At 68.4% G+C, this 12,406-nt stretch carries 14 protein-coding genes and 1 tRNA gene; 5 read left to right on the forward strand and 10 right to left on the reverse strand.

All coding sequences use genetic code 11. From position 1 onward, the window contains the following. The first annotated feature begins 25 nt into the window (after positions 1-25). Positions 26-1,039, forward strand: a complete 1,014-nt coding sequence (locus ABIC70_RS09765) for an NAD(P)H-quinone oxidoreductase (RefSeq protein ID WP_354439600.1) — start codon at positions 26-28, stop codon at positions 1,037-1,039. A gap of 115 nt (positions 1,040-1,154) precedes the next feature. Continuing rightward, positions 1,155-1,460: a hypothetical protein gene (locus ABIC70_RS09770; protein WP_354439601.1), complete on the forward strand. Its 306-nt coding sequence runs from the start codon at positions 1,155-1,157 to the stop codon at positions 1,458-1,460. Between the two features lie 45 nt (positions 1,461-1,505). Here ABIC70_RS09770 and ABIC70_RS09775 read toward each other — a convergent pair whose 3' ends face one another. From ABIC70_RS09775 to ABIC70_RS09820, 10 genes are all read right to left on the reverse strand, one after another. After that, positions 1,506-2,387: a 3-hydroxybutyryl-CoA dehydrogenase gene (locus tag ABIC70_RS09775; protein WP_043351327.1), complete on the reverse strand. Its 882-nt coding sequence runs from the start codon at positions 2,385-2,387 to the stop codon at positions 1,506-1,508. A 183-nt stretch (positions 2,388-2,570) separates the two neighbouring features. Then, the gene (locus tag ABIC70_RS09780) at positions 2,571-3,524 is read right to left on the reverse strand and encodes an electron transfer flavoprotein subunit alpha/FixB family protein (protein ID WP_354439602.1); all 954 of its coding nucleotides are present in this window, start codon (positions 3,522-3,524) and stop codon (positions 2,571-2,573) included. A gap of 67 nt (positions 3,525-3,591) precedes the next feature. Further along, on the reverse strand, positions 3,592-4,341 hold the full coding sequence (locus tag ABIC70_RS09785) for an electron transfer flavoprotein subunit beta/FixA family protein (protein ID WP_043351331.1): 750 nt from the start codon (positions 4,339-4,341) through the stop codon (positions 3,592-3,594). 169 nt (positions 4,342-4,510) lie between these two features. Further along, the gene (locus tag ABIC70_RS09790; protein WP_043380117.1) at positions 4,511-5,083 is read right to left on the reverse strand and encodes a cob(I)yrinic acid a,c-diamide adenosyltransferase; all 573 of its coding nucleotides are present in this window, start codon (positions 5,081-5,083) and stop codon (positions 4,511-4,513) included. Positions 5,084-5,096: 13 nt separating this feature from the next. Beyond that, positions 5,097-5,726, reverse strand: a complete 630-nt coding sequence (locus ABIC70_RS09795; RefSeq protein WP_043380114.1) for an acyloxyacyl hydrolase — start codon at positions 5,724-5,726, stop codon at positions 5,097-5,099. Between the two features lie 139 nt (positions 5,727-5,865). After that, positions 5,866-6,051: a twin transmembrane helix small protein gene (locus ABIC70_RS09800; protein WP_053609901.1), complete on the reverse strand. Its 186-nt coding sequence runs from the start codon at positions 6,049-6,051 to the stop codon at positions 5,866-5,868. A 66-nt stretch (positions 6,052-6,117) separates the two neighbouring features. Further along, the gene (locus tag ABIC70_RS09805) at positions 6,118-8,730 is read right to left on the reverse strand and encodes a TIGR02302 family protein (RefSeq protein ID WP_502915991.1); all 2,613 of its coding nucleotides are present in this window, start codon (positions 8,728-8,730) and stop codon (positions 6,118-6,120) included. Between the two features lie 137 nt (positions 8,731-8,867). After that, positions 8,868-10,076: a polyhydroxyalkanoate depolymerase gene (locus ABIC70_RS09810; RefSeq protein WP_043380107.1), complete on the reverse strand. Its 1,209-nt coding sequence runs from the start codon at positions 10,074-10,076 to the stop codon at positions 8,868-8,870. Positions 10,077-10,312: 236 nt separating this feature from the next. Next, a complete protein-coding gene (locus ABIC70_RS09815; protein ID WP_043347682.1) occupies positions 10,313-10,558 on the reverse strand; it encodes a hypothetical protein in 246 nt (81 codons plus the stop codon). A gap of 158 nt (positions 10,559-10,716) precedes the next feature. Further along, complete coding sequence (locus tag ABIC70_RS09820) at positions 10,717-10,926, reverse strand: hypothetical protein (RefSeq protein WP_354439605.1); 210 nt, start codon at positions 10,924-10,926, stop codon at positions 10,717-10,719. A 366-nt stretch (positions 10,927-11,292) separates the two neighbouring features. Between ABIC70_RS09820 and ABIC70_RS09825 the strand changes: the two genes are divergently transcribed. The 3 genes from ABIC70_RS09825 (at position 11,293) to ABIC70_RS09835 (ending at position 12,306) form a co-directional block, all read left to right on the forward strand. After that, positions 11,293-11,946: a Maf-like protein gene (locus tag ABIC70_RS09825; RefSeq protein ID WP_043380104.1), complete on the forward strand. Its 654-nt coding sequence runs from the start codon at positions 11,293-11,295 to the stop codon at positions 11,944-11,946. Next, complete coding sequence (locus tag ABIC70_RS09830) at positions 11,943-12,125, forward strand: DNA gyrase inhibitor YacG (RefSeq protein ID WP_075380462.1); 183 nt, start codon at positions 11,943-11,945, stop codon at positions 12,123-12,125. The genes ABIC70_RS09825 and ABIC70_RS09830 overlap by 4 nt, the downstream gene beginning before the upstream one ends. Positions 12,126-12,230: 105 nt before the next feature. Beyond that, positions 12,231-12,306 (forward strand) — tRNA-Phe (locus ABIC70_RS09835). The last annotated feature ends 100 nt before the right edge of the window (positions 12,307-12,406 follow it).

Genomic DNA, 12,406 nt, shown 5'->3' on the forward strand with positions numbered 1-12,406 from the left:
ACGTGCGCGCAAAGGATTATCGTTGATGGCCAGCACCGACCTGCCCGGGACCATGCGTCAGATCCGCTTCGCGGGTTCCGGGGGCCCGGAGGTGATCAGCGTCGAGACCGCCCCTGTGCCGCATGCGGGACCCGGACAGGTCCTGATCGAAGTGGTGGCGGCCGGCGTGAACCGCCCCGATGTCGCGCAGCGCGCGGGGGTCTATCCGCCGCCGCCCGGCGCCACCGAGATTCCCGGCCTCGAAGTCGCCGGTCGTGTGGTCGCGATCGGGAGCGAGGTCACGGGCCTGTCGCTCGGCGATGAGGTCTGCGCCCTGGTGATCAGCGGCGGCTATGCGGAGTATGCGGTGGCCGAGGCGGCCCATTGTCTGCCGCGTCCGAAGGCGGTCTCGCTCGTCGATGCCGGCGGCCTGCCGGAGACGTTCTTCACGGTCTATTCGAACGTCGTCCAGCGCGGACGGCTCGCGCCCGGCGAGAGCTTCCTCGTGCATGGCGGATCGAGCGGCATCGGTGCCACGGCGATCCAGATCGCCAAGCATGTCGGCGCGCGGGTCTTCGCCACGGCGGGCTCGGCCGAGAAGTGCCGGTTTTGCGAAGATCTGGGGGCGGATGCCGCGATCAACTACAAGGAGGCGGACTTCGCCGAGGAGGTGAAGCGCCTCACCGACGGACGTGGCGTCGACGTGATCCTCGATATGATCGGTGCGAGCTATCTCGCCCGGAACCTGAAGTCGCTGGCTCCGGACGGCCGGCTCGTGATGATCGCCCTGATGGGCGGCTACAAGGTCGATGGCCTGAACATCACGCCGATCATGCGCAACCGCCTGACCTTTACCGGCTCGACGCTCCGGCCGCGCGGGAAGACCGACAAGGCAGCGATCGCCGAGGGGCTGCGCCGGGATATCTGGCCCGAGCTCGATGCCGGGCGCATCCGGTCCGTCACCCATGCCACGTTCCCGCTGGAGCAGGCTCGGGAGGCGCACGAACTCATGGAGTCGAGCGCGCATCTCGGCAAGATCCTTCTGACGACCGGGCGGTGACACCGCGATCCGGCAGGAACCTGCCTCGGCGGCCCCGCGTTGGCGGCCGGTAACGAGATCGTGTCGCACAGCGCCCGTTTCGGCGTGTGGCGTCCCGCCGAGGAAGGTCCTGCAGATGGTCGAGAGATTGAATCCCAACGAGAGCCGTCAGGGCGAGCGCGGCAAACCGATGCTCTGGGTCCTGGTGGGGAGCCTCGTTCTGCTGGCGATCGCCACCGTGGGTCTCCTCACGTGGAACGGCGCCAATTCGCCGAAGGATTACGCCAGCCAGAGCCAGGACGCGTCCCGCAAGGAAGTGACGGGTTCGGTGAACGGGCAGTCGGGCACCGCGTCGCCGACCAACAGCACGGGCGTGCCGGGCGGTAACCCGTCCTATCCGCAGCCCGCGCAGCCGGGGGCTAACGGCAACGCGCCGAAATAACACCGACCCGGGACGGCTTCTCCAGCCGTCCCGCGGCCTGACGGCTCAGCGGGTCGGGATCGGCGTCGGCCCGCGGTAATCGTAGAACCCGCGTTTGGCCTTACGGCCGAGCCAGCCGGCCTCGACATACTTCACGAGCAGAGGGCACGGGCGGTATTTCGAATCCGCCAAGCCTTCGTAGAGCACCTGCATGACCGACAGGCAGGTGTCGAGACCGATGAAGTCCGCGAGCTGAAGCGGGCCCATCGGATGGTTCGCGCCCAGCCTCATGGCCGTGTCGATCGATTCGACCGATCCGACACCCTCGTAGAGCGTGTAGATCGCCTCGTTGATCATCGGCAGCAGGATGCGGTTGACGATGAAGGCCGGAAAATCCTCCGACATCGTCGAAGTCTTGCCGAGCTTGGCGATGAACGCCTTGGCGGATTCGTAGGTCGTATCCTCGGTGGCGATGCCCCGGATCAGCTCGACGAGCTGCATCACCGGCACCGGATTCATGAAGTGGATGCCGATGAACTTCTCCGGCCGGTCCGTCGCCGCCGCCAGCCGGGTTATGGAGATCGACGACGTGTTCGTCGCTACGAACGTCTCCGGACGCAGCGATCCGCACAGGCTGCTGAAGATCTCGCGCTTCGTGGCCTCGTTCTCGGTCGCAGCTTCGATCACGAGGTCGCACGGCTCGAGGGCGGCGAAGTCCCGGGCGGATACGATCCGCGACCGAACCTGAGCGCTGTCCTCCTCCGACAGCGTGCCTTTCGAAACGAGGCGGCCCAGGCTGCCCTCGATGACCGTCAGACCATTCTCGAGCCGGGCAGGATCGCGATCGTTCAGCAGGACGTCGAGGCCGGCGGTGGCGCAGACCTGCGCGATGCCGCTTCCCATCTGGCCTGCGCCGATGATGCCGACCCGCTTGATCTCCATATGCATGTGCCGACCTGTGCCCCCAATGCGGATGCCGATACACGGCCGCCCGGTTCGACCGAGGGCACGAGCGCGACGGCACCGCGCGAAGTCTCGCCGTCGCAGCGTTCTAGACCAATCTTCGATCCGGAAGGAACCCGCGAATCCGCCTTCGGCGACAATACTCGCGGGTTGCCAGATTCCGCTCCGTTATTGACCCTTGGCTTTGCCGATCTCGGATTGCAGCTCCGGCACGACCTGAAAGAGATCGCCCACGAGCCCGTAATCGGCCACCTGGAAGATCGGTGCGTCCTCATCCTTGTTGATGGCGACGATGACCTTCGAGTCCTTCATGCCGGCGAGGTGTTGGATCGCCCCCGAGATGCCCACCGCGACGTAGAGGTCCGGCGCTACGACCTTGCCGGTCTGCCCCACCTGCCAGTCGTTCGGCGCGTAGCCCGCATCGACGGCGGCCCGAGAGGCGCCGACGGCGGCTCCGAGCGAGTCGGCCAGCGGCTCGATCAGCTCGTGGAACTTCTCGGACGAGCCGAGCGAGCGGCCGCCGGACACGATGATCCGCGCCGAGGCCAGCTCCGGGCGATCCGACTTGGCGATCTCCTCGCCCTTGAAGGTCGAGCCGCCGGCCTCGGGCGCTCCCGCCGACACGGCCTCGATGGGGGCGGCCGCGCCACCCTCGGCCGCAGCCTTGAAGGCGGCCGTCCGCACGGTGATCACCTTCTTGCCCGCCGGCGCCTGAACGGTCTGGATCGCGTTGCCGGCATAGATCGGCCGATCGAACGTGTCGGGCGCAACCACCTTGATGATGTCGGAGACCTGCGCGACGTCGAGCAGGGCTGCCACCCGGGGCAGCACGTTCTTGCCGGTCGTCGAAGCCGAGGCGATGATCGTGTCGTAGGGCTCGGCAATCGACGCGATCAGCGCCGCGACCGGCTCGGCGAGATCGTGGTCGTAGACGCCGTCCTCGGCATTCAGGACCTTCTCGACGCCGTCGAGCTTGGCCGCCGCCGCGGCCACGGCCTGCGATCCCGAACCCAGGACCAGAGCGTGGATCGGGGCGCCGATCTCCTTGGCGGCCGAGAGCGCCTTCAGCGTCCCGTCCTTGATCTGACCGTTGCCGTGCTCGACGAAAAGGAGTGTCGTCATGGTCTGCTGGTGCCCTTGAGGGTTGTGGCGCGAGGCTCGACCGTGGCTCGGGAGCCCCGCCTGCGGATCAGATGACGCCGGCTTCGACCTTGAGCTTCTGCACGAGCTCGGCCGCGGAGCCGACCTTGACGCCGGCCGAGCGGCCCGGCGGCTCGGCGGTCTTCAGCACCGTGAGCCGCGGCGTCACGTCGACGCCGAGCGCGTCGGGCGTCAGCTCCTCCAGCGGCTTCTTTTTCGCCTTCATGATGTTCGGCAGCGATGCATAGCGCGGCTCGTTGAGGCGCAGATCCGTCGTCACGATGGCCGGCAGCCTGAGGCTGACGGTCTGCAGGCCGCCGTCGACCTCGCGGGTCACGTCGAGGCTGCCCTCGCCCGGCTCGATCTTGTACGCGAAGGTGCCCTGCGGCCAGCCGAGCAGCGCACCGAGCATCTGCCCGGTCTGGTTCGAGTCGTCGTCGATCGCCTGCTTGCCGAGGATGACGAGCTGCGGGCTCTCCTTCTCGACGACGGCCTTCAGAAGCTTCGCCACCGCCAGCGGCTCGCAGGTCACGTCCGTCTTGACCAGGATGGCACGGTCGGCGCCCATGGCCAGCGCGGTGCGCAGCGTCTCCTGCGCCTGCTGCGGGCCGATCGACACCGCCACGATCTCGGTGACCGTGCCCTTCTCCTTGAGCCGGATCGCCTCCTCGACGGCGATCTCGTCGAAGGGATTCATCGACATCTTCACATTGGCGAGCTCGACCCCGGAGCCGTCGGCCTTCACGCGTATCTTGACGTTGTAGTCAACAACCCGCTTGACGGGCACCAGCACCTTCATGGCGGTCACGATCCTTCCCCGGAGGATTCTTGTCGTCGTGCAGGCCACTTCCACGGCGCGCAAGGCGCAGCGTGGCGGGGGCACGCAAGGCGCGCGGACCGTAACGGCCACATTTCCGCCTTGTCAACGCGGCGCCGTGGCGGCCCGGCGAAAACTCCTCGGCCCGGGCTCAACGATTGGCGCCGGGCACCCAGAGCACGTCGTCGGCGCCGTCGGAATTGGCGGCCCGGCTCGCCACGAACAGGAAATCGGAGAGGCGGTTGAGGTAGCGCAGCGCCTCCGGCGACACCGTCTCGTCCTCCCGGGCGGCGAGGCTGACCGCCAGGCGCTCGGCGCGGCGGCAGACGGTTCGGGCGAGGTGCAGGGCCGCCGCGGCCGGCGATCCACCGGGGAGCACGAAGGATTTCAGTGGTGGGATCGCCTCGTTCAGGCCGTCGATGTCGCGCTCCAGCCGCTCGACCTGGCTCGCGACGATCCGCAGCGGCTCGTAGGGGAGGGGCTCCGGGCTCGGCGGCGTCGCGAGGTCGGCCCCGAGGTCGAACAGGTCGTTCTGGATCGCCCCGAGCATCTGGTCGAGCGGCCCCTGCGTGTGCAGGCGCGCCAGTCCGATGCAGGCATTGGTCTCGTCGACGGTCCCGTAGGTCTCGACCCGCAGATCCGCCTTCGAGCGACGCTGTCCGTCCGCCAGGGCGGTCGTGCCCTTGTCGCCGGTCCTCGTGTAGATGCGGTTGAGCTTGACCAAAGGGTTTGATGCCTCAGAACGTGTAGCCGATCTTGCCGCCGTAATTCGTCAGGCCGCGATTATTCGCGCAGAGCCCGGCATTCGACATGTGCTCGATCGTCGCCATGATGCTCCAATGTTCCGTGATACGGAAGCCGAGAGCCGCCGCCTCGCGGAACATGGGTGAGCACCCCAGCGTGTTGAAGCCGTAGGGCGTCTCCGCCTTCGGGCCGGTCCAGCCGTTATGGGCCACGCCGCCGAAGAACCCGTCGAGGAAGACGCGGCGGTTGAAGGTCTCGGGAAAGACTTCGAGGGTCCAGGTCGCGCCGAGATAGGCGTAGCTGGTCCGGCCGCCGGTGTTGTAGCTGCCGCCGACGGTCGGCCGCGGCACGAAAGCCTGCCAGAACGGATCGGCGCTGAGGATCGGCTTGGCGAAGAGGATCTCGCCGTTGACGTTCGCCTTGCTGAACCCGGGGAGCTTGCCCTCTGCGCTGCCCGGGTCCTGCACCGCGCCGCCGATCCGGATCTCGGACACGATGCTGAGCGGCTGGACGGGGGCCAAGTAGGCGGCAGGCGGCGGCGGTGGCGCGTCCGCGGCCGAAGCCGGCATGATCGCCGCCCCGGTCAGGATGCCGAACAGACAGAGGCGGGAAGGGGCAGTCATGCGGGCTCGGCCGATTAGGCGCAGCGATTTGCTTCTACCGAGCGTAGCAGAGGCCCGCGATATGCGGCGGCCAATTCATCCGTTACCGGGCCGAAAGGTGTTCGGTGCGGCGGCGCGGTCACACCCGTCCCGGTGGAATTCAGGCCGAGCGCCACCAGACGACGCCCATGATGATCACGATCGCCACGAATTGCAGGAGCACGCGCAGGCGCATCAGCCTCTGCGAGAGACTGGCGCTGCCGCCGCGCATCATGTTGGCCAAGCCCAGGAGCAGGACGGCGGCGACGGCAAGGCAGGCGATCAGGACGAGGGTATTCGACGACATGCGGGTGGGGATCCGGGTGGGGCCGGAGCCGTGATCCGGCTCGGCGCGTCGTGAGGGTGCGGACGCTCAATTGCGGCGGAGCAGGCGCTCGAAATAATCGAGTTCCTCGCGGGGGCGGGTCGGGTCGCCGAGTTTGCGCCGCAGCTCTTCCATGATGCGCCGGGCGCGCTGGACCGCTGATTCATCGGCTGTCGGCACCCGGACACGTCCGTCGCTCATATCGCGGCCGCGCGTCGGACGTCCGAGGGGATCGTCGTCCCGTGCCCCGGCCTGGCCCTGCTGCCCCGGCTGCTGACCGCCGTCCTGCTGGCCTTCGCCCTGGCCCTCGGCCATGTCCTGCATCTGCTGCGCCATGCCGTCGGCGCCGCGCTTCAGGCCGTCGAGGGCGCGCCCCTGCGCGTCGACCGCCCCGCTCGAATCGCCGTCCTTCAGGGCGTTCTCGGCCTCGCGCATGGCTTCCTCGGCATCGGCGAGGCCTTGCTCGCCGCGCATGCCGTTCTCCTTCATGCGCTGCTGGAGATCCTCCAGCCGCTGCCGAAGCGCCTGCTGCCGCTCTCCGACATCGCCCTTCTGGCCCTGCTGCCCTTGGCCCTGCTGCCCCTGGCCCTGCTGTCCTTGGCCCTGTTGTCCTTGGCCTTGCTGACCCGGCTGTCTCTGGCCCTGCTGTCCGCGCTGGCCTTGCTGCGGCTGCCCGCGATTCTGCTGGCGCTGGCCGCCGCGCGGCTCTTCGCCGTCCTTGAAGGTCTCGTCGCGCAGGCCCTGCTGCTCGCGGGACATGGCGTCGAGATCGCGCATCTGCTTCTGCATCTCGCGGGACGCCTGATCCGACCGGTTTCCGCGTTCGGCCGTCTGCAGGTTCTCCAGGATGTTGCGCAGCTGTTCCATCAGGCGCTGTGCCTCGGCGGTGTCGCCGCGCTTCATCGCCTCCGCCATGTCCTGGATTATCTTATCGAGATCCTCGGGCGTGACGGTCTTCGACTGAGCATTGTTCTGCCCGCGATCGCTCTGCTCGCGAGGCTCGCGGCCCTGCTTCTGCGCCATCTCCGACAGGAACTTGTCGAGCGCCTGCTTCAGATCCTGGGTCAGGCGCTTGATTTCGTCGTCGGGCGCGTTGCGCTCCATCGCCTCCTTCAAGCGATCCTGGGCCTGGCGGAGCTGCTTCTCGGCATCCGAAAGGTCACCGTCCTCGATCTTCAGGGCCATCTCCCACAGGAGATCGGCCACCGCGATGAGATCGGCGTCCGTCCGGGCGCGGCGCAGCCGCTCGGTGGCCGTCCGCAGGCCCAGGAAGATGGCAGGCTGCGGCGTGTACGTGTCGGGCGCGACCAGGAGGGCGTCCAGGGCCCCCTGAACCCACCGGCGATCCGTATCGGGTGCCGTCACGAGGCGGCGACGTTCCTCGGCGAGCGCCCGCGCCAGCGGCTCGCGGAACGGGCGCGCCGGCAGGACGATCTCGGCATCCGGCGTCCGGCCTTCCTGACCGGCCTCGTCCTTGACGACGATGCGATAGCGGACTCGCGCCCCGGACCATGGGCTGTCGGTCAGGTCGACCAGGGTCTTGGTGTCGGACTCGCCGTTGGCGTCCCCGGGCAATGCCAGATTGATGTGGGGAACCGGGACCAGAGCACGGGCCGATTTCAGCGGCTCGATCACGGCCTCCGCCGAACTGAGCCCGTAATCGTCCTTCGCGCGGTAGGTCAGGTTGAAGGTACCGCGGCCGTTCACTTCGGGGCCGCCGACGGCCGTCACCTCCGGCGGCCGGTCGGGGATCGCGTCCACGGTGAGGCGTTGCCGGCCTGCGGGGGTCACGATCGTCAGTTCGGCGTCGCCAACGATGCGATAGCGCTCCTCGCGCAGGTCGGGCCGCGCCTCCTGGCCCGGGACGGGGACTAGGCCGGCATTGGGTGTCAGCGTCGTCTCGGACGCGGCCTTACCCTGACCGGCGATCCGCACGATCAGCTGCGCGTTGACGGGGGCGCGCAGGCGCTGATCGCTTCCGTCCATGGCGATCAGGAGGGGCGGAAGCCGCGTGTAGAGCGGCGGGTCGATCCAGCCGTCCACGCGGAAATTGGGGCTTTGCGCCGCGGGCTCCTGCCAGTCGAACGCCGCGCCAAGGCGCTGACGCCACTCGGGCCCGGCGACGAACAGGCTGGCGATGGCGGCGACCACGAGGCCGGCGCGAAGGGCAAACGGATCGTGCCGGACCATGCCGGGCCTCGGCAAACCGACCCGCAGGGCCGAGACCGCCTGCGCGGCCCGCCGTTGATGGAGGTCCCAGAGCGTCCGGCTTCCCGGATCGGCGGCACCCACGGCAAGGCTGTCCTGCGCCGCGGAGGCCGGTCCGTGACACAGGGCCGGATCGCGGGCCGCCGCCTCGCGATCGAGCCGTGCCAGGGCGACGCGCCGATCGGGCCGGGCGATATGGATCAGCGGCACGAGCGCGGCGACGAGGAGAAGTCCCAGGATGCCCAGACCGATCTGGCGCCAGATCGGCGTGAGATCGAGCCACAGCCCCGACCAGGACAGCATGAGGAAGATCAGTCCGACCCCGATCCCCCGCCAGAGGACAGGCCAGGCTTGCTCCCAGAGGGCTGCCGCCCGGGCGCGAGCCACCAGCCGGTCGAGCCGTGCGGAGACCGTTGTCGGGCCGTTCGCGCTGGTCTTGTTCTCGGTGCCGATCACGCCGACCGTTCCGCCTCACGCCGCAGGAGTGGCCCCAGGAACCACGCGAACCGGGCTCCCATCAGAAGACGGTAGCATGGTGGGCCGCGCGGGTCGGCGGGTCAAATCGGCGCGACGCTTCCCCGGTCTCGCGGTCAGTTGTGCGCCTGGATGAAGTTGCGCACCTGCGGGTAGATCTGCGACTCCCAGCGCCGCCCGGCGAAGACCCCGTAATGGCCGACGCCCGCCTGGAGGTGATGGGTCCGCATGTAGGGTGCGAGGTCCGAGCACAGATCATGGGCCGCCATGGTCTGGCCGACCGCGCAGATGTCGTCGCGCTCGCCCTCGACGGTCATCAGGGCGGTGCGGCGGATTGCCCGCAGGTCGATCGGTTCCCCCCGATAGCTCACCGCATTCCGAGCCAGGGCGTGATCCTGGAACACGGTCTTGACCGTTTCCAGGTAGAATTCGGCCGCGAGATCGAGCACGGCGAAATACTCGTCGTAGAAGGTCTCGATCGCCTCGGCTTTCTCGCGCTCGCCGTTGGCCATGTGCCAGAAGAGATCGGCGTGACCCTGGATATGGCGCTTGGCGTTCATCGCCATGAAGGCCGAGACCTGCATGAAGCCCGGATACACCTTGCGGCCGGCGCCCTTGTGGCGCGTCGGGACCGTCGCGATCAGGTTCTTCTCGAACCAGTCGATGGGCTTGGAGGTCGCGAGTGCGTTCACGCCCGTCGGGTTGATGCGGCAATCCACCGGGCCGGCCATCAGGGTCATGCTGCGCGGGGCGGCGGGATCCTTCGCCTGCGCCATCGCGGCTGCCGCCACGAGGGCCTGAACGGCGGGCTGGCAGACCGCCACCATGTGGGCGCCTTCACCCATCGTCTGCAGGAAGTGGATCAGGTGGCCCACGTAGTCGTCGAAACCGAACTGGCCTTCCGACAGCGGCACGTCGCGGGCATTGTGCCAGTCGGTGATGTAGACGTCGTGGTCGGGCAGCATGGTGCGCACGGTGGCGCGGAGCAGCGTGGCGAAATGGCCCGACATCGGCGCGACCATCAGCACCTTGGGCTGCTCGGTGTGAATGTCCTTCTTGAAGTGCAGCAGCGTCCCGAACGGCGTGACCTCGACCGGCTCCTCTGAGACCGGGACGCTCCGGTTCCCGACGTTGACCGTCTCGATGCCGTAGGGCGGCCGCGCGAAGGTCAGACCGGCGCGCATCATCATCCGGGCGCCGGCGGACATCCAGGTGACCGGCTCGCCCAACCCGATCCAGGGCGACCAGATGTCGTTCAGCAGCCGGCCCCATGCCCGGGTCTGGGCAGCGATGTCGGTCTGCAGGTCGAACGCGTCGTACAGCATCGGGCAGGCACTCGCTGGAGCCCTGCCCGGCACGCGGGCCATCGGGGCGGCAAAGGTGGCGGATGCCGGGGTTTGAATTGCATCAGCGTGGCCGTGCAGGATGGGTCCCGTTCCCGGAGGCGGCAACTGTCCGAACGGCGGATGCGAACAAGAAAAATCGTGACGTGGCTTTGATGCACCAGACCAAATCGCGGCCGGGCGCGACGGTACGGACACCGCCGACGCGCCCGGCCGCGTCAGGACGCGCGCCGGACGACCGTGCGGGGTTCGCCTTCGGTCCGGCGATGCTCGCAGGCGATCTTGAGATACCGGTCGCTGCCCCCCGGCAACCCGGCCTGGGCTGCCATCGTCTGGGCGTGCATCAGGCACTCCATCGGCGTGTGCGCCGGGGCGATGATGACGTCCAGCGCGGTGTCGCGGGAGCAATCCTGAGCCAGGAGCGTACCGGCACAGACCAAGGCAACAGAGAGCAGTTCCGACATGACGGACCTCAGCTTCGAGCGATCGAAAGGTCCGCGGGGTGCTCTGGCGTGCGAGCCGCCGCGTTGTCGTTGCCTGAGTGCTTCCTCCCGGTTGCCGGACCCTTCAAGCACGTCGTGTGCCAGTTGGGCGGACGGCCGAAGACTTGATCTGCGCGCCCTCAGTCGCGGGACGACAGCCAGTGCGTTTCCGGTTCGTCGGCGGGCAGGAGGGCCGCGACGGCGTCGAGATCGACGACGTACCGCTCGGTGAGACGCTGCCACATCTCGACCGGCGACGTGACCTGCGGCCGGAGCCCGTCGAGGGCACGGGCGAGCAGGGTCGTGGTCACCAGCGTCGGGCGCTGCAGGAGCGGATCAGCGTTCAACATCGATGTCGATCCTCTTCGGAGGACAACACTCTCAGCCGCACGTAGTTAACGGTCGGTTACGATCGCGGACGACGTCTTGCTCTAAGCTTGCCAGATCGCCGGGCCGCACCTCTAGTCTGGCTTGCCGCGCCGCGATCACAGTGCCGGCCGCGGCGCCCGGTCGGCCTACTCTTGCCGGCGGGCGGGCGGGGGTATCCCGGATCATGACCCGGGCCGGCCAGGGTCTGGGAGATCTGCCGAAGCCCCTCCGAGTTCACAAGCCCGACCCCATCCCTTATCAGGCGGGTGGATCGAGCCTGTCCCGGCCGACGAAGGGCCGCCGCGCAGGGCGCGCACGGCTCCGGTCGATTGTGCGAACGGAACATCATGGACGCCAAACCTGAAGCGATCGGCGCGACGCAGGGGCCGACGGCGCGACTTGTGCTCGCCTCCGCTTCGCCGCGCCGCCTCGCGCTGCTGCAGCAGATCGGCATCGAACCGGCGGCTCTCCTGCCGGCCGAGATCGACGAGACGCCCCGCAAGGCCGAGCCGCCCCGCGAACTGGCACGCCGCCTCGCCCGGACGAAGCTCGCGACGGCCGAGGCGGCGCTGCACCTCCAGGACACCACCACGCCCACTTGGCTTCTGTCGGCCGATACGGTTGTGGCGGTCGGGCGTCGGGTCCTGCCGAAGGCCGAGATCCCTGACGAGGCCGCGGATTGCCTGCGCCTGCTCTCCGGACGTCAGCATCGCGTCTACACGGCGGTGTGCGTCCTCTCGCCCCGCGGGCGCAGGGAGCGGATCGTGGAGACCCGCGTCCGATTCAAGCGGCTCTCGGGCCGCGATATCCAGGGCTACGTGGCGTCGGGCGAATGGCGCGGGAAAGCCGGCGGCTACGCGATCCAGGGCCTGGCGGGGGCGTTCGTCGTCAAACTGGTCGGCTCCTACAGCGCCGTGGTCGGGCTGCCCCTCTACGAGACCCTGAGCCTCCTCGACGGGGAGGGGTATCCCGTGCGGGCTGGCTGGGGCGCCCTGGCATGAGAAGCGAGCGCCGGCCGCCCTGTCCGATCTGTCGGCAACCGTCCACACCGGAATTCCAGCCGTTCTGTTCTCAGCGGTGTGCCGACGTCGATCTCGGACGGTGGCTCAACGAGCGCTACGCGATCCCCGAGGACCTCGATTCCGACGAGGTTCCGCCCGAGCCCGATCCGGAGCGATGAATTTTTCCGGCATTTCCGTCGTGTCGACGTCACGGCAAGGCTGGACAGGCCGCGAAGCACTGACTATACCCCGCGGCGTCCGAGGCCGACACCGGCGCGGACGACGCCCAGGTAGCTCAGTTGGTAGAGCATGCGACTGAAAATCGCAGTGTCGGTGGTTCGATTCCGCCCCTGGGCACCATCTTCCCGCTGAGCGCCCGTTCCGGCAACGGTTAGCGAAAACGGCGCCGCGTTACATTCTTGCCGATAGATCCAGACTGCAGTCCCGCGACGGCTTGGCT

Source organism: Methylobacterium sp. 1973 (assembly GCF_040545035.1).
Classification (GTDB): Bacteria; Pseudomonadota; Alphaproteobacteria; order Rhizobiales; family Beijerinckiaceae; genus Methylobacterium; species Methylobacterium fujisawaense.